At 45.6% G+C, this 25,894-nt stretch carries 26 protein-coding genes; 16 read left to right on the top strand and 10 right to left on the bottom strand.

Features of this window, described 5'->3' with window-relative positions:
* Positions 1 to 19: 19 nt before the first annotated feature.
* Entirely contained in the window at positions 20 to 604 is a 585-nt protein-coding gene (locus NL646_RS13605) for an RNA polymerase sigma factor (RefSeq protein ID WP_005456530.1), read from the top strand.
* Positions 601 to 1,260: a ChrR family anti-sigma-E factor gene (locus NL646_RS13600; protein WP_021822483.1), complete on the top strand. Its 660-nt coding sequence runs from the start codon at positions 601 to 603 to the stop codon at positions 1,258 to 1,260. The genes NL646_RS13605 and NL646_RS13600 overlap by 4 nt, the downstream gene beginning before the upstream one ends.
* A gap of 85 nt (positions 1,261 to 1,345) precedes the next feature.
* Here the strand turns inward: NL646_RS13600 and NL646_RS13595 are convergent, their stop codons facing one another.
* The 4 genes from NL646_RS13595 to NL646_RS13580 form a co-directional block, all read right to left on the bottom strand.
* Entirely contained in the window at positions 1,346 to 2,698 is a 1,353-nt protein-coding gene (locus tag NL646_RS13595) for an MFS transporter (protein WP_025578600.1), read from the bottom strand.
* A gap of 71 nt (positions 2,699 to 2,769) precedes the next feature.
* Entirely contained in the window at positions 2,770 to 3,315 is a 546-nt protein-coding gene (locus NL646_RS13590) for a peptidylprolyl isomerase (RefSeq protein WP_017447752.1), read from the bottom strand.
* Positions 3,315 to 3,884: a YajG family lipoprotein gene (locus tag NL646_RS13585; RefSeq protein ID WP_253664330.1), complete on the bottom strand. Its 570-nt coding sequence runs from the start codon at positions 3,882 to 3,884 to the stop codon at positions 3,315 to 3,317. Before NL646_RS13585 ends, NL646_RS13590 begins: the two co-directional genes overlap by 1 nt.
* 36 nt (positions 3,885 to 3,920) lie before the next feature.
* Positions 3,921 to 5,078: a methyltransferase gene (locus NL646_RS13580; RefSeq protein ID WP_023584118.1), complete on the bottom strand. Its 1,158-nt coding sequence runs from the start codon at positions 5,076 to 5,078 to the stop codon at positions 3,921 to 3,923.
* A 274-nt stretch (positions 5,079 to 5,352) separates the two neighbouring features.
* On the opposite strand from NL646_RS13580, the gene bolA reads away from it, so the two are divergent.
* From bolA to dinB, 11 genes are all read left to right on the top strand, one after another.
* A complete protein-coding gene (gene bolA, locus NL646_RS13575; protein WP_005456570.1) occupies positions 5,353 to 5,661 on the top strand; it encodes a transcriptional regulator BolA in 309 nt (102 codons plus the stop codon).
* A 473-nt stretch (positions 5,662 to 6,134) separates the two neighbouring features.
* Positions 6,135 to 7,475: a Na(+)-translocating NADH-quinone reductase subunit A gene (locus NL646_RS13570; protein ID WP_005494215.1), complete on the top strand. Its 1,341-nt coding sequence runs from the start codon at positions 6,135 to 6,137 to the stop codon at positions 7,473 to 7,475.
* Positions 7,476 to 7,480: 5 nt separating this feature from the next.
* A complete protein-coding gene (locus NL646_RS13565; protein WP_005456580.1) occupies positions 7,481 to 8,725 on the top strand; it encodes an NADH:ubiquinone reductase (Na(+)-transporting) subunit B in 1,245 nt (414 codons plus the stop codon).
* Positions 8,715 to 9,500, top strand: coding sequence for a Na(+)-translocating NADH-quinone reductase subunit C (locus NL646_RS13560; protein ID WP_005456526.1), 786 nt, complete (start codon positions 8,715 to 8,717; stop codon positions 9,498 to 9,500). Before NL646_RS13565 ends, NL646_RS13560 begins: the two co-directional genes overlap by 11 nt.
* Complete coding sequence (locus tag NL646_RS13555) at positions 9,500 to 10,132, top strand: NADH:ubiquinone reductase (Na(+)-transporting) subunit D (RefSeq protein ID WP_005456515.1); 633 nt, start codon at positions 9,500 to 9,502, stop codon at positions 10,130 to 10,132. Before NL646_RS13560 ends, NL646_RS13555 begins: the two co-directional genes overlap by 1 nt.
* 7 nt (positions 10,133 to 10,139) lie before the next feature.
* Positions 10,140 to 10,736 carry an NADH:ubiquinone reductase (Na(+)-transporting) subunit E gene (nqrE, locus tag NL646_RS13550; protein ID WP_005436652.1) on the top strand — a complete coding sequence of 199 codons (597 nt, stop codon included), beginning with the start codon at positions 10,140 to 10,142 and terminating at the stop codon, positions 10,734 to 10,736.
* A gap of 33 nt (positions 10,737 to 10,769) precedes the next feature.
* Positions 10,770 to 11,993 (top strand): NADH:ubiquinone reductase (Na(+)-transporting) subunit F, encoded by a 1,224-nt coding sequence (gene nqrF, locus NL646_RS13545; protein WP_005456545.1) that lies wholly within the window; start codon positions 10,770 to 10,772, stop codon positions 11,991 to 11,993.
* A 155-nt stretch (positions 11,994 to 12,148) separates the two neighbouring features.
* A complete protein-coding gene (locus NL646_RS13540; protein WP_005494217.1) occupies positions 12,149 to 13,153 on the top strand; it encodes an FAD:protein FMN transferase in 1,005 nt (334 codons plus the stop codon).
* Positions 13,154 to 13,175: 22 nt separating this feature from the next.
* Positions 13,176 to 13,409, top strand: coding sequence for a (Na+)-NQR maturation NqrM (gene nqrM, locus NL646_RS13535; protein WP_253664329.1), 234 nt, complete (start codon positions 13,176 to 13,178; stop codon positions 13,407 to 13,409).
* Positions 13,410 to 13,585: 176 nt separating this feature from the next.
* Complete coding sequence (locus tag NL646_RS13530; RefSeq protein WP_025509231.1) at positions 13,586 to 13,819, top strand: DUF2789 domain-containing protein; 234 nt, start codon at positions 13,586 to 13,588, stop codon at positions 13,817 to 13,819.
* 120 nt (positions 13,820 to 13,939) lie between these two features.
* Entirely contained in the window at positions 13,940 to 15,004 is a 1,065-nt protein-coding gene (gene dinB / locus NL646_RS13525) for a DNA polymerase IV (protein ID WP_020835458.1), read from the top strand.
* Between the two features lies 1 nt (position 15,005).
* On the opposite strand, the gene NL646_RS13520 is transcribed toward dinB, so the two are convergent.
* Positions 15,006 to 16,931, bottom strand: coding sequence for an ATP-dependent DNA helicase RecQ (locus NL646_RS13520; protein ID WP_253664372.1), 1,926 nt, complete (start codon positions 16,929 to 16,931; stop codon positions 15,006 to 15,008).
* Positions 16,932 to 17,007: 76 nt separating this feature from the next.
* Here NL646_RS13520 and NL646_RS13515 point away from each other — a divergent pair, with 76 nt between their 5' ends.
* Positions 17,008 to 17,487: a GreA/GreB family elongation factor gene (locus NL646_RS13515; RefSeq protein ID WP_005456579.1), complete on the top strand. Its 480-nt coding sequence runs from the start codon at positions 17,008 to 17,010 to the stop codon at positions 17,485 to 17,487.
* 61 nt (positions 17,488 to 17,548) lie between these two features.
* Positions 17,549 to 18,292 carry a YggN family protein gene (locus NL646_RS13510; RefSeq protein WP_021449939.1) on the top strand — a complete coding sequence of 248 codons (744 nt, stop codon included), beginning with the start codon at positions 17,549 to 17,551 and terminating at the stop codon, positions 18,290 to 18,292.
* Positions 18,293 to 18,433: 141 nt separating this feature from the next.
* On the opposite strand, the gene NL646_RS13505 is transcribed toward NL646_RS13510, so the two are convergent.
* On the bottom strand, positions 18,434 to 20,980 hold the full coding sequence (locus tag NL646_RS13505) for an Ig-like domain-containing protein (protein WP_253664328.1): 2,547 nt from the start codon (positions 20,978 to 20,980) through the stop codon (positions 18,434 to 18,436).
* 388 nt (positions 20,981 to 21,368) lie between these two features.
* Here NL646_RS13505 and NL646_RS13500 point away from each other — a divergent pair, with 388 nt between their 5' ends.
* Entirely contained in the window at positions 21,369 to 22,733 is a 1,365-nt protein-coding gene (locus NL646_RS13500) for a sodium-dependent transporter (protein WP_005456537.1), read from the top strand.
* Between the two features lie 86 nt (positions 22,734 to 22,819).
* Here NL646_RS13500 and NL646_RS13495 read toward each other — a convergent pair whose 3' ends face one another.
* The 4 genes from NL646_RS13495 to NL646_RS13480 form a co-directional block, all read right to left on the bottom strand.
* Positions 22,820 to 23,011 carry a DUF4250 domain-containing protein gene (locus tag NL646_RS13495; RefSeq protein ID WP_005456636.1) on the bottom strand — a complete coding sequence of 64 codons (192 nt, stop codon included), beginning with the start codon at positions 23,009 to 23,011 and terminating at the stop codon, positions 22,820 to 22,822.
* On the bottom strand, positions 23,011 to 23,217 hold the full coding sequence (locus NL646_RS13490; RefSeq protein ID WP_005391765.1) for a YaeP family protein: 207 nt from the start codon (positions 23,215 to 23,217) through the stop codon (positions 23,011 to 23,013). Before NL646_RS13490 ends, NL646_RS13495 begins: the two co-directional genes overlap by 1 nt.
* 111 nt (positions 23,218 to 23,328) lie before the next feature.
* Complete coding sequence (locus NL646_RS13485) at positions 23,329 to 23,997, bottom strand: tellurite resistance TerB family protein (protein ID WP_015297150.1); 669 nt, start codon at positions 23,995 to 23,997, stop codon at positions 23,329 to 23,331.
* Between the two features lie 163 nt (positions 23,998 to 24,160).
* Positions 24,161 to 25,876, bottom strand: a complete 1,716-nt coding sequence (locus NL646_RS13480; RefSeq protein WP_005479053.1) for a proline--tRNA ligase — start codon at positions 25,874 to 25,876, stop codon at positions 24,161 to 24,163.
* Positions 25,877 to 25,894: the final 18 nt, after the last annotated feature.

Below are 25,894 nucleotides of genomic sequence, written 5' to 3'. Positions count from 1 at the left end.
CCTATAGTAAAGGCTGATTATGATGAGTGATAGCCCACAAAAATTGGGGCGAAATGAATGGAACGCTTACATGGATAAGGTAAAAGCCAAAGATAGAGAGGCTTTTGCGTTCGTATTCCGTTTTTATGCACCCAAGCTAAAACAGTTTGCCTACAAGCACGTTGGTAATGAGCAAGTTGCTATGGAGATGGTTCAAGAAACCATGGCAACGGTCTGGCAAAAAGCTCATCTTTACGATGGAAAGAAGAGTGCGTTATCGACGTGGATATACACGATTATCCGCAACTTGTGTTTTGACTTACTCAGAAAACAAAAGGGTAAAGAGCTTCACATCCATTCTGATGACATTTGGCCATCGGAATATTATCCGCCAGATCTGGTTGACCATTATTCTCCAGAACAAGACATGTTGAAGGAACAGGTGGTGAAGTTTCTTGATATTTTGCCTAAAAATCAGAGAGACGTATTGCAAGCGGTTTATCTCGAAGAGCTGCCACATCAGCAAGTTGCGGAACTTTTTGACATACCGCTAGGTACGGTTAAGTCTCGGTTAAGACTCGCAGTAGAAAAGTTAAGGCACTCAATGCATACGGAGCAACTATGAACAAACATCCAGATAACAACTTGTTAGAAGCATACGCTTCGGGCAGCATTGATGCGGTTTCTGGTCTTGTGGTCGCCACACATTTAGAGACGTGCGCAAAGTGCCGAGCGTATGTAAACCAAGTAGAAGCAAGTCAAGCAAATACAGTGAGTGAAAGTCCATTAGAGTATTCACATGAGTTTGATGACATGTTTAACGACATTATTAACGCAGAACCTGTGAACGACAATGTGGTGATTCAAGATACAGCTTTCGTCAATGTTGCAGGTAAAAGCTTCGAGCTTCCAAAAACGTTAGTGCGCTTTTCTGATTTGGTGGGATCGTGGCGAAGCTACGGTGGGAAGGTTTTTAGTGCACAAATTGATTTGGGTGAAGATGCTCGAGTGAGTCTGATGTACATCGGCGAAAATGTACAAATCCCACAACACACGCACAGAGGGTTGGAATCCACACTGGTTCTGCATGGTGGATTTAGCGATGAAGACGGGCAGTATGAAGAAGGCGACTTGATGATACGAGATGCCTCAGTCAAACACAGCCCCTTTACTCAGGAAGGTGAAGACTGTTTGTGTTTAACGGTACTCACTGAGCCGATGATTTTCACGCAAGGTGTTGCACGAATCTTCAATTTGTTCGGCAAAGGGCTTTACCCGTAAGCTTCGAATGCCGCGTTTTGTATAGAAAAAACCACCGTATTGTGCGGTGGTTTATTATTCTTACTTTTGAGCAAATTTGCGGTAGTTAGTGCTTATGCCGCGCTTTTTCCAAAAGATCCGTAAAGTAATGACGCAGTGAATACAACATGATCAAGCTCGGGATCACCATTACGGCCGTGAGAATGAAAAACGTGCTCCAGTCATTTAGGTAGTCAACCAATTCACCGCTGAATGAAGCTAGTGTGGTTCGTCCAAAGTTTCCTAGCGACGCAAGCAATGCATATTGAGTGGCAGAGAACGCTTGCCCGGTTAATAGAGTCAGAAACGAGACAAAGGCCACGGTAGAAAATGCCGTCGTAAAGTTATCAACGATGATGGTTGCTAAATACAGATGCTCGTTAGGGCCAACAGATGCTATCCAAGCAAACATCAAGTTACTCGCTGACATAGCAATGCCGCCAATCATCAAACCGCGCACGATACCAAACTTCACATTGAACATACTGCCAACGAGAGTAAAGAAGATGGTGGCTCCCCATCCGATCAACTTCGAGTAGTAGCCAATTTGTTCGTTGCTAAAGCCAATGTCTTTGTAGAAAGCAATCGACATGCGGCCCAGGAATGCTTCGCCAATCTTAAATAAGAAGACAAACAGCAACAGGGTTATCGCGACGCGAACACCATTGCGGTTGAAGAAATCGAGGAAAGGCTCAACAACGGTGACCGTAAACCACGCCACAAGTTTTGAACCGACGACTTCTTTGTGTCTTTGTTCCGCTTCGGATTGGAGCTTTTCACGTTGTGTGACTGGTTCGCCCACTAACAAAGTGAACACCATGAGTACCACAACAACGGCTGCCATACCGTAATACACACCGTTCCAGCCGATAGTATCGGCGTTAACAAACGCCAAGTATCCCGGCAATGAGTAGCCTGTCCACCATCCGATGACTGCCATAGCCGAAGCTTGTGGCAACTTAGATTCTTCCGATTTTGGAAAAGTATCAATTCGGAAAGCGTCGATGGCGATGTCTTGTGTTGCCGATGCCGTTGCAATACACAAGGCGAGCATAGAGGCGAAAATGAGATTTTCCGCAGGATTGACCCCTGCAATGAATAATGTGGCAACCAGAACAATGCTTTGACAGAAAAAGATCCAACTGCGTCTTTGTCCAAGCAGAGGATACAACAGCGGTAACTTCACTCGGTCGACCAAGGGAGCCCACAGAAAGTTGATCGCATAGACCGCAAAGACACTACCAAAATAGCCGATTGCGGAAAGGGTCAAGCCGGCGTCTTTTAGCCAACCAGACATGTTTGAGCCGATAAGTACCCATGGAAAGCCGCTAGAGCAGCCCAACATGAAAACCCACATGAGTCGCTTATCAAGGTAACTTTTTACCGTTTCCAACCAAGTGATGGAAGGTAATGAAGACATAAATCAATCCAATAAAATGAAGCCATGGAACGAGAAAGCCCTTCGAATATTCAAAGGGCTTATGGGTTTGGCTATTTGAGTAGCGTTGCTTTAGTAATGACGATTTGCGTCTCTGGTACATCACGCATTCGACCTACTGTAGTGGTCGGCTGCTGTGCCATTTTTTCGATAACGTCGAATCCTTCAGTCACCTCACCAAATACCGCATAACCAGGTGGGCGAGCGCCATAGTTTAGGAAGTCATTGTCGACGAGGTTGACGAAGAATTGGCGAGTTGCAGAGTCTGGTGCATTGGTGCGTGCCATTGCGATGGTTGCACGGTCATTGTTCAGACCATTACTTCCTTCGTTTTTGATTGGCGCGTATGTTTTCACCATCTGCATGTCTTGGTTGAAGCCGCCACCTTGTGCCATGAATCCTGGGATAATACGATGGAAAATCGTACCTTCGTAGCTGCCGTCTTCTACATATTTCAGAAAGTTAGCTACTGTGATTGGCGCTTTTTCTTCATTCAGCTCGACGGTAAATGAACCTAACGTTGTTTCAAACGCCACTTTTGGCCCTGCCCAAACACTGCAGCTAAGTAATGCTAAAGAAAGAATCGCTTTGCGTAACATTAGAAACGCTCCTGCATGTACTGACGAAGTTCAGGGTCGTTAGCAATTTCTTTAAGCGTTAACGTCACTACATCATTCAGTGTTTCTTCAATATCAGAATCTGAAGCGCTTAAAGTGCCAGAGCGTTTTGCAGTGCCTGTATAGGTTTTCACCAATTTGCCTTGTGGTGTTTCTGCTGTGATCTCTAGTATCACTTTGGCATCCATTTGGTTTTCCATCACGGAATGTTTGACGTTCACTAGCGCTTCTTGAACATTCAGTTCAATTGTGTTGTTGCTGTTTAAATCAGAGTGGAAACCTTGAGATGAGAACTGTTTCTCTAAAGCTTCTTCTAATGCAATGCGTAAGTTTTGTTTCGCATGAAGTGGTAGAATGTTTGAACGACCGTTATCAACCAAAGCTACGTACTGCGCTGCGCGCACGTCTTTGCTGGTCAAGCTGTATGTTTTGCCTTGTACAATAGGATTGGTGCTCAAGGTGCTTTCAGGCATTAGGTTCAGTTGCGGTTGTTGTGGCGCTGAACATGCAGCAAGCAATGCAACCGAAGCCGCGAGTAACAGTTTTTTCATTTTATTGTTCCTTGTAAACATTTTGCTCGGAGAGCTCTATTGTTTTGCGCTTAATTTAGCAGGATTTTTTGTTGCCTGTAAAATCACGAACTTATTGTTAGAAGCGATGAGTTTCACATTCTTATCGCCAAACAGACGTTTCAACTTGGCATCGTAGCCGAGGTGACGGTTTCCTATGACGAGTAACTTGCCATTTTGGTTCAAAATTTGTTTTGCATCACAGAACATTTGCCATGCTATATGATCGGTAATGGCTTGTTGCTGATGGAACGGTGGGTTACACATGATTAAATCGCAACTGTCAGGTTTGAATCCATCCAAACAGTTATTGGCCACGCACTGAATGTCGCGACCTTCGCCCAAGTTATCCAATAAGTTCTGCTTGGCAGATTCAAGCGCCATGAAGCTTTCATCAACGCAAGTCAGTCTTACATTTGGATTGAGTTGACCTGCTTTTACCGATAAGACGCCGTTACCGCATCCCAAATCGATAATGTGGTTGATTGAGGCGTCTTGAGGAATATGTTGCAGCATAAAACGCGCACCTAAGTCTAAGCTTTCTCCTGAATAGACATTTGGCAGGTTTTTAAGCTGAATGTGTTCTCCTTCGACACCCCAAGCCGTGATTGGATCTACTTCAATTCTTGGTTCTGCATTGGCCTGAGAAAAGACCAGTCGATGCTTTTTCCACGCCAGTGACGTTTTAGTCTCTCCAAGGTATTTTTCGAACAATTTTAATGTAGACGTATGGATTTCTTTGGCTTTGTTTACAGCAATCACAGGGCAAGCGGTTGGAAGCACTTTGCGAAGTTGGCTCAAAATCCAAACAAGATGACGATTACTTTTAGGTAGCTGGACTAACACAAGATCTGTATTCGCAGGAATACTGTCCATTGTGGTCAGAAATGCCACTTTATTACATTGATTGTCTTCAAGATTTTTTTGAGCGCCTTTGTGAGAGACGAAAGAATCGCTCATAAAAGTGACATGATGTTTTTCAGAAAACCAGCAAGCGAGGGCACCAAAGTTGTCATTGATAACAACGATGTTTTGATGGTCGGGTAATGCCATTTCTTCGACGTGATTGATCAGGTACTCATCACCCGCATCCCAAGCTTGAAGCGTTTCGTTAGAACGCTTAGGAAAACGATGAAGCGTGAGGCTTCTACCGTGAAGATTCAATTCGGTTTTCATAAGTAAACGTAGGTTGATTCAATAAACTAGTGATTATTGTCGCAAATGATGGCTTACGTAGATACAAAAAGCTGTCAAATTTTCTATTTAACTCGCCGAAATAGCGTAAAGTGGCAAGCTTGTGGCTCGTGCTTTAAACGCATCAGTGCTGAATGGGCTGAACCTTTGCTAGTATTAACGCGAAACAAAGTCGCAAAATGGAAAGAGTATCAAGTCTCCACCTCTTTAGGAGTTGGGTATATACTTATGGCATTTGCATCATTGAGGAAAGAATATGATCCAAGAAATCATAGAGAAAAAGTTACATAGTGAGCTGCAACCAAGCTACTTAAAAGTCATCAACGAAAGTTACATGCACAATGTGCCGCCTGGCTCGGAAAGTCACTTTAAAGTCATTGTTGTGAGTGACTTATTTGCCGGTCAGAGATTGATTGGCCGTCACCGTCAAGTTCATCAAATTCTTGCCGATGAGCTAGACAATCATATTCACGCGCTTGCGATCCATACTTACACAGAGGAAGAGTGGAAACGTGAGCAAAATGGTGCACCAGACAGTCCAATGTGTATGGGAGGAGGGCGTTAACCCCTTTCAACCCAGACGTTTTTAGAAAGATGGCTTAGGCCATCTTTTTTTGTTTTACATTTTGTGTGGGACAAAAATGTGGCACAAATGTTGGTTAAAAAATGTGTTAACAGCGTTTCAACAAATGAATATAAATTAAAGCATATTTCAGGCTGTGAATATTTCATTTCCATAAGATATGTGTGGAATATGTCATTTGTGCGTTCGGTCAAAATTATGACTAATATTTGACCTTTTAGACCTGATTCTATCGAAATTACCCCTCTATTCTGATGATTGGTCATGGCATCAAGTTCCTAAAAAATGCTAGACTACCGCACCTGATAAATCTCTCATATTTCATGTGACGAGATTTTTAATAGGATGTTGCGATTTTGGTGTTTTAAACAGCATCAAAACCGGACACTGATGTCGTGTCTAAAAGTTACGCAATCAAAAGAATCTTTTTCCCGATAAAAGTAGTGCAAGTGCGTATGATTACAATAAAGAAGGGCTTGGATCTTCCTATCGCAGGAACTCCATCCCAGGTGATTAATGATGGTAAGACCATCAAAAAAGTCGCCTTGCTTGGCGAAGAGTACGTTGGCATGCGTCCTACCATGCATGTCCGCGTTGGTGATGAAGTGAAAAAAGCGCAAATTCTTTTTGAAGACAAGAAGAACCCTGGCGTGAAATTTACTGCACCAGCAGCCGGTAAAGTGATCGAAGTTAACCGTGGCGCTAAACGTGTCCTTCAATCTGTAGTGATTGAAGTGGCAGGTGAAGAGCAGGTGACATTCGATAAGTTCGAAGCCGCTCAACTATCTGGTCTAGATCGCGAAGTGATCAAGACTCAACTGGTTGAATCTGGCCTTTGGACCGCTTTACGTACTCGTCCGTTTAGCAAGGTTCCAGCAATCGAGTCTGCTACTAAGGCTATTTTCGTAACTGCAATGGATACTAATCCTCTTGCAGCTAAGCCTGAGTTGATCATTAACGAACAACAAGAAGCATTCATTGCCGGTCTAGACATTCTTTCAGCCCTGACAGAAGGCAAGGTTTACGTATGTAAATCTGGCACTAGCTTGCCACGCTCTTCTCAGTCTAACGTAGAAGAACACGTCTTCGATGGCCCTCACCCAGCAGGTCTTGCTGGCACCCACATGCATTTCCTATACCCAGTAAATGCAGAAAACGTGGCTTGGAGCATCAACTACCAAGACGTTATCGCGTTCGGTAAGCTGTTCCTAACAGGTGAGCTATACACAGACCGTGTTATCTCTCTAGCGGGTCCAGTGGTGAATAACCCACGTCTGGTTCGTACCGTAATGGGTGCTAGCCTTGACGACCTAACAGATAGCGAACTGATGCCTGGCGAAGTTCGTGTGATCTCTGGCTCAGTACTAACTGGTACTCACGCTACAGGTCCACACGCGTACCTTGGCCGTTACCATCAGCAGGTTTCTGTATTACGCGAAGGCCGTGAAAAAGAACTGCTCGGCTGGGCTATGCCTGGTAAGAACAAGTTCTCAGTAACTCGCTCATTCCTTGGTCACCTATTCAAAGGTCAGTTGTTCAACATGACAACATCGACTAATGGTAGTGACCGTTCAATGGTTCCAATCGGCAGCTACGAACGCGTAATGCCATTAGATATGGAACCTACTTTGCTACTTCGCGATCTATGCGCGGGCGATAGTGACAGTGCTCAAGCACTGGGCGCTCTAGAGCTAGACGAAGAAGATTTGGCATTGTGTACCTTTGTTTGTCCTGGTAAGTACGAGTACGGTCAACTACTTCGTGAATGCCTAGATAAGATCGAGAAGGAAGGGTAATTTCCATGGCTCTTAAAAAGTTTCTTGAAGACATCGAGCATCACTTTGAGCCTGGTGGTAAACATGAAAAATGGTTTGCCCTGTACGAAGCTGTAGCGACAGTTTTCTACACGCCAGGTCTAGTAACAAAGAAAAGCTCACACGTTCGTGATAGCGTTGACCTAAAACGTATCATGATCATGGTTTGGTTTGCGGTATTCCCAGCAATGTTCTGGGGTATGTACAACGCAGGTGGCCAAGCTATTGCAGCTCTAAACCACATGTACGCTGGTGATCAACTAGCGACAGTTATCGCAGGTAACTGGCACTACTGGTTGACTGAGATGCTAGGCGGATCGATTTCTGCTGATGCAGGCGTCGGCAGTAAGATGCTACTAGGTGCGACGTACTTCCTACCAATCTACGCAACAGTATTCCTTGTTGGTGGTTTCTGGGAAGTGCTTTTCTGTATGGTGCGTAAGCACGAAGTTAACGAAGGTTTCTTTGTAACTTCTATTCTGTTCGCACTTATCGTTCCACCAACGCTACCTCTATGGCAAGCGGCACTAGGTATTACATTTGGTGTTGTTGTTGCTAAAGAGATCTTCGGTGGTACAGGTCGCAACTTCCTTAACCCTGCACTTGCAGGTCGTGCTTTCCTATTCTTTGCTTACCCAGCGCAAATCTCGGGTGACGTAGTTTGGACTGCAGCTGACGGCTTCTCTGGTGCAACTGCTCTTAGCCAATGGGCTCACGGCGGTAGCGGCGCGTTGATCAACAACATCACTGGCGCTCCTATCACTTGGATGGATGCTTTCATCGGCAACATTCCTGGTTCAATTGGTGAAGTATCGACTCTTGCTCTAATGATCGGTGCAGCGATGATCGTTTACATGCGAATCGCTTCATGGCGCATCATTGCGGGTGTAATGATCGGTATGATTGCAGTATCGACACTGTTTAACGTGGTCGGTTCTGACACCAACCCAATGTTCAACATGCCATGGCACTGGCACCTAGTTCTAGGTGGTTTTGCATTCGGTATGTTCTTCATGGCTACAGACCCAGTATCAGCTTCATTTACTAACAAAGGTAAATGGTGGTACGGCATCCTAATCGGTGCAATGTGTGTGATGATCCGTGTAGTTAACCCGGCGTACCCAGAAGGTATGATGCTGGCGATTCTATTCGCGAACCTATTCGCACCTCTGTTCGACCATGTAGTAATTGAGAAGAACATCAAGCGGAGACTAGCACGCTATGGCAAGTAATAACGACAGCATTAAAAAGACGCTGGGTGTTGTTATCGGGTTGAGCCTTGTTTGTTCAATCATCGTATCAACAGCAGCAGTAGGTCTGCGTGATAAGCAAAAAGCTAACGCTGTCCTAGATAAACAATCAAAGATTGTTGAAGTTGCTGGCATTGAAGCAAATGGTAAGAAAGTACCTGAGCTATATGCTGAATACATCGAGCCTCGCTTGGTTGATTTCGCAACAGGCGAATTCGTTGAAGAAGCGGCTGATGGTTCTAAAGCAGCTAACTACGATCAACGTAAAGCAGCGAAAGACAACGCAACGTCTATTAAGCTTACAGCTGAGCAAGACAAAGCTAAGATCATTCGTCGTGCTAACACGGGTATCGTATACCTAGTGAAAAACGGTGATGACGTTTCTAAAGTTATCATCCCGGTTCACGGTAACGGTCTATGGTCGATGATGTACGCATTCGTTGCAGTTGAAACTGACGGTAACACTGTGTCTGGTATCACTTACTACGAGCAAGGTGAAACTCCTGGACTTGGTGGTGAAGTTGAGAACCCATCATGGCGTGCTCAATGGGTTGGTAAGAAACTGTTCGACGAAAACCACAAACCAGCAATCAAGGTTGTTAAAGGTGGTGCGCCAGCAGGTTCTGAACACGGCGTTGATGGCCTATCTGGTGCGACACTAACTGGTAACGGTGTTCAAGGTACATTCGACTTCTGGTTAGGTGACATGGGCTTTGGTCCTTTCCTAGCAAAAGTTCGTGACGGAGGTCTGAACTAATGTCTAGCGCACAAAACATTAAAAAGAGCATTATGGCGCCGGTGTTGGATAACAACCCGATCGCGCTACAAGTTCTTGGTGTATGTTCTGCTCTTGCAGTAACAACTAAACTAGAAACGGCGTTTGTAATGACACTAGCGGTAACATTCGTAACTGCTCTGTCTAACTTCTCTGTTTCTCTGATCCGTAACCACATTCCTAACAGTGTGCGTATCATCGTTCAAATGGCGATCATCGCATCTCTAGTAATCGTGGTAGACCAGGTGCTAAAAGCTTACCTATACGATATCTCTAAACAGCTATCAGTATTCGTTGGCCTGATCATCACAAACTGTATCGTAATGGGTCGTGCTGAAGCATTCGCAATGAAGTCTGCGCCAGTACCTTCTCTAATCGACGGTATTGGTAACGGTCTAGGTTACGGTTTCGTTCTTATCACTGTTGGTTTCTTCCGTGAGCTATTCGGCTCAGGCAAACTATTTGGTATGGAAGTACTACCTCTAGTGAGCAACGGTGGTTGGTACCAGCCTAACGGTCTAATGCTACTAGCACCATCTGCATTCTTCCTAATCGGCTTCCTGATCTGGGTAATCCGTGTGTTTAAACCAGAACAAGTAGAAGCGAAGGAGTAAGGGCGTCATGGAACATTACATCAGTCTGTTAGTTAAATCGATTTTCATCGAGAACATGGCACTGTCTTTCTTCCTAGGTATGTGTACTTTCCTTGCCGTATCTAAGAAAGTTAAGACCTCTTTCGGTCTAGGTGTTGCAGTTGTGGTAGTTTTGACTATCGCTGTTCCTGTGAACAACCTAGTTTACAACCTAGTTCTGAAAGAAAATGCGTTAGTTGAGGGCGTGGACCTTAGCTTCCTAAACTTCATCACCTTTATCGGTGTAATTGCAGCACTTGTACAGATCCTAGAGATGGTTCTTGACCGTTTCTTCCCACCTTTGTACAACGCGCTAGGCATCTTCCTACCGTTGATCACAGTAAACTGTGCGATCTTCGGTGGTGTATCTTTCATGGTACAACGTGACTACAACTTTGCTGAATCTGTTGTTTACGGTTTCGGTTCTGGTGTGGGTTGGATGCTAGCAATTGTTGCTCTTGCAGGTATCCGTGAGAAGATGAAGTACTCTGACGTACCTCCAGGTCTACGTGGTCTTGGCATCACATTCATCACTGTAGGTCTTATGGCGTTAGGCTTTATGTCTTTCTCTGGTGTTCAACTGTAAGTCGGGTAAACCGCAACAATTAAGGAATAGTCAATGGACATTATTCTTGGTGTAGTGATGTTTACTCTGATCGTACTTGCGCTAGTACTAGTGATTCTTTTCGCTAAGTCTAAGCTTGTACCAACAGGTGACATTACAATTTCTGTGAACGGTGACGCTGATAAAGCGATCGTTACACAACCAGGCGGTAAGCTACTGAGTGCTCTAGCTGGTGCTGGCGTATTCGTATCTTCTGCTTGTGGTGGCGGTGGCTCTTGTGGTCAGTGTCGCGTAAAAGTTAAATCTGGCGGTGGCGACATCCTACCAACTGAGCTTGATCACATCACTAAAGGTGAAGCTCGTGAAGGTGAGCGTCTAGCGTGTCAGGTGGCAGTGAAAACTGACATGGACATTGAACTACCAGAAGAAATCTTCGGCGTTAAGAAGTGGGAATGTACGGTTATCTCTAACGATAACAAAGCGACATTCATCAAAGAGCTTAAGCTACAAATTCCAGATGGCGAGTCAGTACCTTTCCGTGCTGGTGGTTACATCCAGATTGAAGCGCCAGCTCACCACGTTAAATACGCGGACTACGATATTCCTCAGGAATACCGTGAGGACTGGGAGAAGTTCAATCTTTTCCGTTACGAGTCTAAAGTTAATGAAGAAACTATTCGTGCATACTCAATGGCTAACTACCCTGAAGAGCACGGTATCATCATGCTTAACGTTCGTATCGCAACTCCGCCGCCGAACAACCCAGACGTACCACCGGGCATCATGTCTTCGTACATCTGGTCTTTGAAAGAAGGCGACAAGTGTACTATCTCTGGTCCATTTGGTGAGTTCTTCGCGAAAGACACTGACGCAGAAATGGTATTCATTGGTGGTGGTGCAGGTATGGCTCCAATGCGTTCTCATATCTTCGACCAGCTAAAACGTCTGCACTCTAAGCGCAAGATGTCATTCTGGTACGGTGCACGTTCTAAACGTGAAATGTTCTACGTTGAAGACTTCGATGGCCTAGCGGCTGAGAACGACAACTTCGTATGGCACTGTGCACTGTCAGATCCACTTCCAGAAGATAACTGGGATGGTTACACAGGCTTCATTCACAACGTTCTTTACGAGAACTACTTACGTGATCACGAAGCTCCAGAAGACTGTGAATACTACATGTGTGGTCCACCTATGATGAACGCGGCTGTTATCGGCATGCTGAAAGACCTAGGTGTAGAGGATGAGAACATCCTACTAGATGACTTCGGTGGTTAATCCCTCCAAGTGATTGTATTTATGGCTAGCTCTCTAAGGGCTAGCCATTATTTTTTCTGAAATACAAAACCATATTCAACAGTTGTTATAGGAAATTGGATTGACGGACATGGTCCTATTTCCCATATCAATTCAACAACAATGGGAGTAAACAAGTGAAAAAGTGGCTTGTTGCATTCGCTTCTCTATTGATTTTGGCTGGTTGTGAACAGCCTGCTGATCAAATTCATCTAAGCGGTCCTACAATGGGGACTTCTTACAACATTAAATACATTGAGCAAGACGGCATTCCGACGCCGAAGGCTCTGCAAACGGAAATCGATCGACTGCTTGAAGAAGTCAACGATCAAATGTCGACTTACCGTGAAGACTCAGAGCTGAGTCGCTTTAACCAGCATCAAACAAGTGAGCCTTTCGAAGTGTCAGCGCAAACGGCAACCGTAGTAAAAGAAGCGGTTCGTCTCAATGGCCTAACTTTAGGTGCGCTTGATGTAACGGTTGGTCCTCTGGTTAACCTTTGGGGCTTTGGCCCAGAAGCTCGCCCTGACGTAGTGCCTTCTGATGAAGAGTTAGCGGCTCGTAAGGCAAACACTGGGATTCACCACCTGACCGTTGATGGCAACAAACTGTCAAAGGACATTCCTAATTTGTATGTTGACCTGTCAACGATTGCAAAAGGTTGGGGGGTTGATGTGGTTGCTGATTACCTACAATCGGTTGGGATCAAAAACTACATGGTCGAAGTTGGTGGCGAAATGCGTTTGAAAGGTATTAACCGAGAAGGTGTGCCATGGCGAATCGCGATTGAGAAACCAACGGTTGATGAGCGATCTATTCAAGAGATCATCGAACCAGGTGACATGGCAATTGCAACAAGTGGTGACTACCGTAATTACTTTGAGAGTAATGGTGTGCGATACTCTCACATTATCAATCCGCAAACAGGCAAACCAATTCATCATAAAGTGGTGTCTGTGACAGTATTGGACAAATCGTCGATGACTGCTGACGGTCTAGCAACGGGTCTTATGGTGCTAGGCGAAGAAAAAGGCATGGAAATCGCGAACGAAAATAACATTCCTGTTTTCATGATTGTGAAAACGGAAGATGGTTTTAAAGAGCTGGCTTCGGAAGCATACAAGCCATTCATGAACAAATAACATCAGAAGTGAGCATGTTCTTATGAGTACATTTCTAATTACATTTGCATTGTTTGTTGCGGTGATCGCAGCGATGGCCGTTGGCTACATCTTCCAGAAGAAAGTAGTGAAAGGCAGCTGTGGTGGTCTTGGCGCAGTCGGCATAGAGAAAGTATGTAACTGCCCAGAGCCATGTGACGCGCGCAAGAAGCGTGAAGCTCGCGAAGCTGCTCGTGCTGAAAAGCTAGCTGCGTGGGAAAAAGACCGTATCGCGTAACGCGCAAGCATAGAGTGCTTATCATTTTTCTATAACCCAGCTTCGGCTGGGTTATTTTTTGCGTGTATCAAAGCGCCGTGCTTTCTACATAGAGAGTGAAATATTAGTACTTTCACGGGCGCATAATTGGGTGAGGTATATACTCAAGTAGAGGTTCATTCGAGTCGGAGGACACAATGGAATTACATCAACATGGCATGGCTGATCTTTTCAATCAGCTCGGGTTAGGGAGCTCTTCCAAAGAAATTAAAGATTTCGTCAATACGCATCGACATAAACGTGAATCAGCACCTTTACACGAAGCGAGTTTCTGGACACTTTCTCAGGCCGCATTTTTAAAACAAGCGATTGAAGAAGATGCTGATTGGGCTGAGCTTGTGGATCAGCTCGATGTAATGTTGCGTGATTGAACCACGATAAAAAAGATAACTCAACCCATTAGAAAGTTCTCTGTGCGGTGGTTTTAATCTTTCATTTTCTTGCTTCGTTAATTGAATTATACTGTATTTTTAACCAGTGTTTTGTCGGGTATGTCAGAGCGAATCAGAAAGATTATTCATGTCGATATGGATTGTTTTTATGCTGCCGTCGAGATGCGAGATAACCCAAATTATCGAGATATAGCGCTTGCGGTTGGCGGGCATGAAAAACAGCGCGGCGTCATTAGCACGTGTAACTACGAAGCACGCAAGTTTGGTGTACGTAGTGCCATGCCTACCGCTCGTGCGTTGCAGCTTTGCCCGCATTTGCTCGTTGTTCCCGGTCGAATGCATGTCTACAAACAAGTCTCACTGCAAATTCGAGCTATCTTCGAACGTTATACTTCCTTAATTGAACCTCTTTCTCTTGATGAGGCCTACCTAGATGTTACCGATGCGACAGCGTGCAGGGGCTCAGCAACCCTGATTGCGGAGTCTATCCGTAATGATATTCGAAACGAGTTGGGCCTGACGGCATCAGCTGGAATCGCGCCGATTAAGTTTCTCGCTAAAGTTGCTTCGGATATGAATAAACCCAATGGACAGTTTGTTATTCCTCCTGAGAAAGTTCAAGAAGTGGTTGATAAGCTACCACTAGAAAAAATCCCTGGAGTTGGTAAGGTCAGTCTAGAAAAGTTACATCAAGCGGGCTTTTATCTGTGTGAAGACATTAAAAATAGCGACTATCGAGAACTGTTACGCCAATTCGGTCGCCAAGGCGCATCATTGTGGAAACGCAGCCACGGTATCGATGATCGCGAAGTCGTAGTCGAGCGTGAGAGAAAGTCAGTTGGTGTTGAGCGAACGTTTAGCCAAAACATCTCTACTTATGATGAGTGCTGGCAAGTGATCGAAGAGAAACTTTATCCTGAACTGGAAAAGCGACTGGAGCGTGCCAGTCCAGATAAATCGATCATTAAGCAAGGCATTAAGCTAAAGTTCGCGGATTTCCAGCTCACTACCATTGAACACATTCATCCTCAGTTAGAACTTGAGGACTTTAAGTTGCTGCTAAAAGACATTCTAAAGCGTCAAAATGGTCGTGAAATTCGCCTCTTAGGCTTGAGCGTTATGCTCAAGCCAGAAGAACAAGCTCGTCAACTTAGCTTCTTTTAATCTATTCCCGCACACTTTCAACTAATTGTAGTACCTGTTCGAAGGGCACATTAGTCAATGCACCATACCCAGATAGCTTTGAGGCTTTAAGTTGACTGATCAACGGTGTGCTGATGCCACATAAGAATCGGGCTATGGCTTCGTTACTGATTGCAGAAGGGGAAAGTTGGACAAACTCTGCAATCCAAGCGGAGGCGACTGCTGGTTCAGGTTGATCGTAAATCCGAGGTGGGAACACCGCTCTCTGTCCTCGACACACAGAACAATGACCGCAGTGAGCAGGGGCATTGTGGTCGGCAAAGTAACTGGCTAATTGATGACTTAAACAACCTGACGATTGGAACAACCCCAACATGGCGTGAATTCGGTCGATGTCTTTGCGCTCTTTAGATTGGAACAGCTCGTACAGATGCTGAGTGATGTCTTCGATATTCTGTGTATCGGGCAAGACGGAATACACATCGGTTAGCTGCTTGCTTTCTAGTTCAACCCAACCATTCTGATGAAAGTAATCCAGTGCAGCGACAACGCGGCTACGTTCCGAGTGATAATGCATCCAAAGAGCATCGAGATCGACTTGGCACCATACTTTCGCTTTGGTTGAACAAGTGAAAATGGCTTCTACAAACTCGCGTCGTTCTCCTTGGAATTGGTTAACGATGAATTGCTGATTTTGTAGGAATTTGAATCGATATTCGGCAAAGTAGCTAAACTTAGCCTCGATCACTTTCGCAAGCTCTAAATACACCAACAGCGTTTTGAGTGGTAACTGGCGGATATTGCTCTCGCGAGACAAACGTAGTGGCACGACTTCCCACTGAGGTTGGTGCTCTTTGATTTGACCCAATACATAACTAATCGAAGAGCGCTCAGGCGTGTCGCCAAACACAAAGTTTTCTAATACAGTTAGCCCAGAAGTATTGCCAAGCAGAATGCATTCAGAGCGTTGTCCGTCTCGTCCTGCTCGACCTATTTCCTGGGCATAGTTTTCAATGGATTTAGGCAGATCAAAGTGGATCACTCGGCGAATATCGGATTTGTCGACACCCATCCCAAAGGCAATCGTGGCCACAATGCAGTCAATTTGGCCCGCCATAAATTGCTGTTGTATTTGCTCACGAACTTCACTTTTCATTCCTGCATGATACGCATGAGCGTTAACGCCAATGTGGATCAATGACTTAGCCACTTGCTCTGCAGTTTGCTGTTGCGTTACGTAAACGATGGTTGGCAGTTTAGGAGCTGCGGCGACAATCGTGTTGAGTTGCGTTTGCTTTTCGGACTCTTCGCAAGGGATGACTGAAATATCGAGGTTCGAACGGTAAAAGCCAGTTACAGTAATGTGGTCACTCGCAATATCGAATTTATTTTTCATGTCCTCAATAACGGCAGGTGTTGCTGTGGCGGTCAGCAACAAGGTTTGGGGAATATTCAGTTCTCGCTGATATTGCGGCAACTTGAGGTAATCCGGACGGAAGTTATGTCCCCACTCAGAGATACAGTGCGCTTCATCGACTACCATCAAAGAGATTGGCACTTGACGAATGAACTCGCGAAAGCGCTCGTTTTTGAGGCGTTCGACAGAAATCATCAAAATTTTGATTTCACCGTTTTTGACTCCAACCATTACGCGTTGCGCTTCTTCTCGGCTTTGGCTGCTATCAATAGAAGCGGCGGCGATCCCTTTGCTTTGCAAAAAGCTCAGCTGATCTTTCATTAGTGCCAGTAATGGCGAGATCACTAAAGTGAGGTTTGGCAGCATGGTGGCGGGGAGTTGATAACAAAGAGATTTGCCCGAGCCCGTTGGAAATATTGCTGCTGCAGAGTAACCATTCATGACCGATTCAATAACTGGTTGTTGGCCTTGGCGTAATGAGTCAAAACCAAACACGGATTGAAGCGTTTGTAGTAACTGGGTACTTTGCATGTTAGGGAAACCTTTCTTCGGTGATAGACTAGGGTACATTAACATATCCTGCCTACTGAGCGCGCCTTCAAAAAGTATGAACAAAGCTGAGTTAATCCAAATCATCATTCATCAATTGGAAGAAAAACTTCGAATTGCACACGCTTCCACCCAAAGAGCCATCGATGCCGCAACGGACGAAGAAACTGTGCCCGAGCATAAGTACGACACGCTTGCATTAGAGGCTTCCTATCTTGCTCACGGCCAAGCAATGCGAGTACAAGAGAGTGAGGACGAATTGCGTCAGTATCGTTCAATGGTTATTCGCGACTTTACGGATGCGCCAATAGGTGTAGGCGCGTATGTGGTTCTCGTCGATGAGAATAATATCGAAAAACGCTTTTTCATCGGTCCGTGCTCTGGTGGACTAACGGTGGCTTGGCAAGATCAGGAAGTCTTTGTCTTAACAGCGAAATCACCATTGGGACGAGCGTTACTTGGCAAAGAGGAAGGCGAAGAGTTTGAGATGAAAATTGGCGATAAAACAACTTGTTACGAAGTCGTGACGGTGTTCTGACATCAAATGTATAACTGAGTGTTATGTTTAACAGAAGTTATTTTGAAGATAAGAGAATGACATGAAGAAACTTTTTACACTTTCATTGCTGATGGTTAGTGCAACAGGCTATGCAGCGCAATGTCGTGTGGACATCCATAATGAAGTTCGTATGGATGGACAGAGTTTGGAAATTCGCCAGACTTCTGGTGATAAAGCCGTCGTGGACGAAGACAACAACTTGTTCATCAAAGGTGAGTTGATTGAACTCGATGCGGAGCAGAAAGCCGCGATTGAAGCATATCGCGAAAAAATGAATGCCTATATCCCTCAAGCTAAGCAGTTAGCGAGTGATGGCTTGGAACTTGCCAATGACATCATTGACGATGTGGCAGCGAGTTTGGATGCACCGGGCGCGTTTGATAACGTAAAAGTTGCAGTTAAAGACTTCTTTGCTGATGTGCAATCTCGTTATTACAAAGATGGTGATTTTATTTTGCCTGCAGACAGCTTTGAATCGATGACGCAGGGCTGGACGAAAGATTTTGAAAAAGCGCAGGAGATTTTTAATAAAGAGTTTCTGGCTAGCGCGTTCGATGCTTTATCGAAAAAAATGAAAGAAGAGGGTGGTTTAAACCTAACAGCACTCTCTGAAAGCATGGCAGAATTAAGTGCGAAAGTTGAGCAGCGTCTGGCTGAACATTCGAAAGAGGTGGAGCAACAAGCGGAAGACTTATGTGAATCTCTGGACAATATGGCAGGGCAAGAAGACGATTTGTTGAAGAAAATTCCTGAGTTGAAAGACTATCGAGTCTTTACCATTTGATGAATCGCTTCGCGTAGAAACAACATCTAAAAATACAAAGAAAGAGAGCGCCGTTTGGCACTCTCTTTTCGTTTTAGTGGTTCCATCTTTTGGTCGAGTTGCGAGGGTTTGACCAAACGCACCTAACCGGCTCAAAGGCGCTTATTGCGCGTTCATCTGAGTTAACTTATCACCAACAGGTTTTGAGAAGTTAAAGCCATCATGCTGATCCCAGTTGATAGACCACGTCATTACGCCAGCATAATTCGGGTAGTTGAACGCTGGTTTAACGGTGCCACAGGATGTGCCTTTTGTTAAACAGTCTAGCGCACTAAGAATATTTTGTGTCGGAGCCTGACCTGAGTTTGCCGAGCTTGGGCCTGAAGGTAAACCGATCGCGACTTGATCATCACGCAATGGCGCAAACTGAGTGCCGTCGGCTAGTTCAAAACCTTCGATGAGCATCTTAGATTGAGCGACCATCATATCAACAGAGCCTTCTGGTGCAGAACCTGGTAGGTACGGGTTTGGTAGACCGCCGTTGTTGTATAGCTGAACATGAAGCAAGTCGAGCGTGCTGCGAGTATCGTTGATCACGGGAATGTACGCTCCCCAAATTCCGCTGTAAGCGACGTAACCGCCTTGAACATAAGGGTGTTCAGGAGCCATGGTTAGGTACATATCGCCACCCATGTTTTGCTCAATTTGCAGCAAAGCACGACCAAGACGAGCTTGAATTTGTGAACCGTGTACTAGGTTAGATCCACTCTCTAAATCCACATCGAGACCATCAAAGCCCCATTCAGCGATAAGGCCAGTTAGACTAGAAACAAAGTTCGCTTCGTCTTGGTCAGTGTTTAGAGTGATAGTGCCTTCAGCACCTCCAAGAGATAGAACGAACTTCTTACCTTTCGCCTGCAATGCTGCCATATCTTGTTTGAATTGCGTTGGGTCGAGTGCAGGACAATCACTGTAAATATCGCCAGAATACAGGTTGAAGTGCACTGTGCCATCGCTGTTTCGGTCGTTTTCAGCAAAGGCAATATCAATCACATCCCAAGCATCAGCCATGTCTGCCAGTCTGATTGGGCAACCCGCACCGTTCACGAAGTTGTGCCAGTAACCAATCAATTTATGACGTTTTTCTGTCTGCTCTACAACTGTCACCGCTGCTGCGTCAGATAATGCGGTGCTTCCGGCAAGATCGACGGCTTGAGCGCTTACGGTAAACTGTCCGATTGCGGCTGGTGTCCAGTTCGCAGAGTAAGGTGCAGTCGTATCTGTGGCGACAACGGCGCCGTTGACCATAAAGTCAACTTGCTTAATGCCTGAAGTTAAAGACGTTGCATCGGCGCTTAATGCGAGATTTTTGCCTAAGCCAACCGTTTGACCTGCGCTAGGCGAAGTAAGAGAGATGACTAAATCTTTATCACTGACATTTACGTTCACAACAGATTCTGACGTATTGTTGTCGTTATCGGTTGCGACGGCTTTAAGCTGGTTAGCGCCAATAAGTGTAGCGTTCCAAGTTACGGAATATGGCGCTTGAGTAACGACACCTAAGCGATCGTTATTCGCGAAAAACTCCACTTGCGTAACCGTGCCATCTGAGTCGCTTGCGTTGGCTGTGATTTCGTTGTTGCTGCCTGCGAGCACGACTTGCCCATCAGTTGGGGCGGTAATGGTAACTTGAGGTGGTGTTGAGCACGCTCCTAGGCCAGTCCAAGCATCTTTCCAGTACAGGCCTTCACCTGGCTCGTAGGCCCATGTTGCATCGGACGAACACCAACCCGCAACGTCACAACGATATTTTTGGTTAAGGTTAGATACCAGAGCACCTACTTCATAACGTGTGCCAGCAACGTAAGGTAGAGCATCAGCACACCCACCATTGCCTGTTTCTGAATTCGCGACGACCAGCGCCACTTCTTGACTCATGGTAGAGAGATTAGAGTCATCTGTCGCTTGAGCTTTAAATGAGTGCGTGCCAACACTCGCTGTCCATTGGTATTCGTAAGGTGCACTGGTATCAATGGTGACAGATTGGTTGTTAACGAAGAACTCAACTTGAGTAACTACGCCATCAAAGTCATCAGCTTGAGCAGTGACGGTTAGGTTATCCCCCACACTCAGTGTTTCCGTACCTGTTGGACTAGTGAGAGTAATGCTAGGTGGTGGCAGCTCTACTTGAGGCTGAACGACGATAGCAACCGTTGTGGAGGTTACTGCGCCTTCATTGTCTGTCGCAATCGCGGTGAGTTGAGAAACGCCTTGGGCCGCAGTCCAAGATGCCTCAAATGGCGCTTGGGTGACGATAGCAACGGTTTGGTCACCCGCTAAAAACTCCACTTGTGTGACCTGTCCGTCCTCGTCGGACGCATTGGCTAACAGAGTAATGGCGCTGCCTTCAGGAATGTGCGCGTTGTTCGTTGGAGAAGAGAAGGACACCGTTGGTGACAGATTACTGTTTCCGCCATCGCATTGACCTAATGCCTTCCACGCTTCCCATGAACCTGAGTTGGTGACGGGGTCGTTACCTTGTGTCCAATAAGCGGCCTCATAGGCGGCACCTTGAGTTTTCACTTGAGTGCCTGAGGTGTAGATCGCAGTGCTATCCCAATCAGGCAGGCTTTGACAGTTGTAGGCTTGAGCTTGATAGCTAACACTGAGTGCAGCTACCACCGCTCCGTGAAGTAGAGTGACCTTCATTTTCCTCTCCTTGAGTCATGGATATAAATGAGAACAGAGTAATAACTAGCTGATAAATAGACATAAGGGGGAAAAAGCGAAGAACAATATTCTGCTTTTCGACACAATATCACGAGGAACTATTCGCCTCTTACAGTCGAGCTCATTATTTTTCGGCTCACTTCACGATGAATGAATCAGTGGTTTTTGCGTGGTGATACAGTCGATTTGATGGCAAATAACGGTTTGATGACGGGATGATGAATATGAGATGTATGTAAAAATTTACAAACTGAATGTCTGCCATTTGCATCGTTTGTCGAGTATTTGACCTGCTTGCTCTTGTTGATTAGTTAATATTGCTATAGTGTACTAGTTAGCTAGTTCATTGATATTTTGTGTGAGTGGTATGACACAACAAACTTCTTCTCAGCCTCGCGAGCATTTTGGCTCTCGTCTCGGATTCATCTTAGCAGCCGCCGGCGCTGCGGTTGGTCTGGGTAATATTTGGGGCTTCCCAACACAAGCAGCAAGTAATGGTGGTGGAGCCTTCTTGCTGGTTTACTTAGTGATGATTCTGATCGTTGCTTTTCCCATGCTGGTGGTTGAAATGGCGATTGGTCGTCATGGTCAAGCCAACCCAGTAGACAGCATGCGTGCATTAACCAACCACCCGACTGGCAAAAAGCTTGGCGGTATTGTGGGCTGGATTGGTTTGAGTGTACCAAGCGCAGTCTTAGCGTTTTATTCCATTGTTGGCGGTTGGTTGATCTGCTTTTTGCTAGGTGCGGTTACCGACATCATGGGAATGGAAGCGGCGACTCAATGGTTAAAAGGTTTTAGTGTAGAGCGCAACTTGTTCGGTACGATTACATTTTATGTACTTACCATTTTGATCGTGCAAGGTGGCGTTAAACAAGGCATCGAGAAATGGTCAACACGTCTAATGCCTGCGTTGTTCGTGTTATTCGGTTTGCTGTTTGTTTACATCATGACGCAAAACGGCGCGATGGAAGGTCTGAAGCATTACTTGGTGCCTGATTTCGAGAAAGTATGGGACCGTAAACTAATTCTTGCTGCAATGGGGCAGGGCTTCTTCTCACTGACGATTGGTGGTTGTTCAATGCTGATCTACGGCTCTTACTTGAGCAAGAAAGAGAACCTTCCAAAGATGGCAATGAATGTGACCTTGGTCGATACGGCAGTTGCCTTTATTGCAGGACTAGTGGTGATGCCAGCGATGTTTGTTGCGATGCAAAAAGGTGTCCAAATCTACGCTGAAGACGGTTCTCTATTGAGCTCAGACACCTTGGTATTTACCGTATTGCCACTGATGTTTGATAGCTTAGGTTTACTTGGCCAACTGTTCTCAATCGTGTTTTTCTTATTGCTGACGATTGCGGCGCTGACGTCTTCCATCTCAATGTTAGAGTGTCCGGTGGCGTTAGTGAGTGAACGTTTCAATACTAAGCGCAGTGCGACTAGCTGGGTGCTAGGTGGTCTTATTGCTCTGTTCAGCGTAGTGATTGTGTACAACTTTGGCGCGTTGTTTGGCATGGTTGCGACGGTTGCAACTCAGTATTTACAGCCAACTGCGGCACTACTGTTCTGCTTGTTTGGTGGTTGGGTATGGAATCGTAACTCTAAAATTAAAGAGCTTGAGCAGGGCTGTCCTGAATTCACACAAGGCTGGTTTGGTAAATTGTGGCCTGCGTATGTGAAGTTTGTGTGCCCTGTATTAGTTGCAACGGTGATCTGGGCTTCATTCGGTTAACAAGCAAAGATACAGCATAAACGAAAAGGGCTTGATGTATACATCAAGCCCTTTTTCATGAATTTCGTTGGGGGTTGCCGTCGTGATTAACGGAACTGACCTGCTTCGGGTAAGAAATCAAACCCTGCCGTAGCCAATTTTGCTTCAAGCGCCGCGCGGTCTATATCAAAAAAAGCAACCAGCTTATCCAGATCACCGCCGAAGTCGTCACGTAGCTTCATGTTGACGATGCTCATCAGCATGACTGGGTCCATCGATTCAAAGTTCGCTAAGTTCATTACTTGTCCTCAAAATCTGAAATCAGTAGGTTTGCAGCCGCAAACGCCGCTTTCTCACGTACTTCTTTTGGCAAAGATTCATCCGCCGCAACATCGTTTAGCGCTTTTACTGCACAAGAAATTGCTTGAGGGATGTAGGCTTGATCGCCGCTACCAATTTGAGCATAAAGCTCACGAACTAATTCACAACAGCCGTATACTTGCATGTTTTCTTTCCACTAAATGATAACTTATCTCAATATACACATAGCGGATTTGAAACTCAAAGCTGAGAGTTGTTTTGGCTCAAGTTGAAGTGCATCTTGGACAAGCTTTAATCACTGCATCTGCGCTTCTAATTGATACGTCACTTCAGGAGAAAGCTGAAGCTGCTTAGCCAGCTCTTGTAAGTAAGCTTTTTCCATGAAGTTTTGTTCATCGGCAACAATGAGTGACGCTAAATAGATCTCAGAAGCTTGCTGTGGTGTCGACGCTTGGCTTGCGATTTCTACTGGATCAAGTGGCTTATGCAACTCTTGCTGAACCAACTGACGAACGTGTTCATCTGCCCCCATTTCTGTAAGGGCTTGTTCAATCCGGGCCATTTCCACATCATCGACATGACCATCTGCTTTGGCTGCACCAATCATGGCTTTTAAAATTAATACGCTGTGTTTGCTATCTTGTGGATCGAAGGGTTCATGGACGCCTTGATCACTCTGCTTAGCTTGCCAATCGTTATACACTTTGTAGGCAAGTGCACCGAGTGCTGCCGCTCCACCGACTTTAAGCGCGCCAGAACCCATTTTCTTCGCCATCTTTTTGCTTTTCTTTGAGCCCATAAGCATGCCAATCAATCCACCACCGATGGCTCCTGCGCCGAGAGTTTTGAACTGGCTAGAGCTGGATGATGATTTGATGTTTTGAGTTTGCTTACCCAGGGCGTCAGCACCTTGTTTGAGTAAATCAGAGTTGAGCGCTTGGTTTAGAAGACTTTTTAAATCCATAACTGACCTCCTGTAAATGTTGAGATCAGTGTACAAACGACAAGCTGAACCAAAGATTAACGAAATGAATAGTAAAGAAATTAGGGGCAGTGTCATTTCTGAGGACAATAGAAAAGGGTTGACCGAAGCCAACCCTTTTATTTAATCGAAACCTTTTAGGCGTTTATTTAAGTTGAGATTTAACGTGCTCAACAATATCCGCCATCGCTACTGGAGTTTTCTCGCCAGTACGACGGTTTTTGTATTCGAAGTTACCTTCATCCATGCTGCGATCGCCAATCACGATAGTGTGAGGGATACCGATCAACTCGATGTCAGAGAACATTACACCTGGGCGTTCTTTACGGTCATCAAATAGAACTTCGATGCCCATAGCAGTTAGTTCCGCGTATAGCTTCTCTGCTGCTTCTTTTACGCGCTCAGATTTGTGCATGTTCATTGGCACGATTGCTACTTGGAAAGGTGCAATTGCGTCTGGCCAAATGATGCCGTATTTGTCGTGGTTCTGTTCAATCGCAGAAGCAACAACACGCGATACACCGATGCCGTAACAACCCATCTCTAAGATTACGTTTTTACCGTCAGGGCCAAGAACGCTACAGTTCATTGCTTCTGAGTAAACGTTACCAAGTTGGAAGATATGACCAACTTCGATACCACGTTTCAGCATTAGCGTACCTTTACCACATGGGCTTGGATCGCCTTCTACTACGTTACGTAGATCTTCTACTTGACCCAGTTCAACGTCACGACCCCAGTTAATACCGAAGTAGTGTTTACCGTCGATGTTTGCGCCGGCGCCAAAGTCGCTCATGACTGCTACGCTGCGGTCAACGATGAATGGCAGTTCAAGGCCGACAGGGCCAAGAGAACCAGGGCCAGCACCGATCAGTTCACGAATTTCTTCTTCTGATGCCATCTCTAGTGGAGAAGCCACTTGAGGTAGGTTTTCTGCTTTCACTTCGTTTAGCTCGTGGTCACCACGAACGATCAACGCAATGATTGGTGCATCGATTTCGTCAGACGCCTTAACAAATAGCGTTTTAACCGTCTTCTCGATAGGTAGACCGTGTTGCTCAACCAACTCCGCGATTGTTTTCGCGTTTGGAGTATCAACTAGTGTCATTTCTTGAGTTGGTTCTGCGCGTTCTACCGCAGGCGCTAACGCTTCTGCTTTTTCGATGTTCGCTGCGTAATCAGACTCAGTAGAGAATGCAATTAGGTCTTCGCCGCTGTCTGCAAGTACGTGGAACTCTTGAGAGCCGCTACCACCGATAGCGCCTGAGTCCGCAAGTACTGGACGGTACTCAAGGCCCATACGGTCAAATGCTTTACAGTAAGCATCGTGCATTGCTTGGTAAGATTTCTCTAGACCTGCTTTGTCGATGTCGAAGCTGTATGCATCCATCATGCAGAACTCGCGTGCACGCATTACGCCGAAACGTGGACGACGTTCGTCACGGAATTTAGTTTGGATTTGGTACAAGTTTAGCGGAAGCTGTTTGTAAGAGCTCACTTCATTACGCACAAGGCTAGTGATCACTTCTTCAGCTGTTGGGCTAAGTACAAACGGACGAACATGACGGTCAGTAAAGCGAAGTAGCTCAGGACCCATCTTCTCGCTGCGGCCTGTCTCTTCCCATAGTTCAAACGGCTGAACAACGGGCATCAAAGTTTCGACTGCACCTGCATTGTCGATTTCTTGACGAACGATGTTTTCGACTTTACGCAGCACACGTAGACCAGTAGGCAGCCAGGTGTAAAGACCTGAAGCCAGCTTACGGATCATACCTGCACGTAGCATGAGCTGGTGGCTCACTACTTCTGCGTCGTTTGGAGTCTCCTTCAGAGTAGAAAGAAGATAATTACTGGTACGCATTAAATTTATCCGTTTATT

It is taken from the genome of Vibrio sp. Y20_XG_PY13, assembly GCF_024181925.1.
Lineage (GTDB): Bacteria > Pseudomonadota > Gammaproteobacteria > Enterobacterales > Vibrionaceae > Vibrio > Vibrio parahaemolyticus.
Note: the sequence above shows the minus strand (reverse complement) of the source record. Positions and strands in the feature narration are given on the sequence as shown.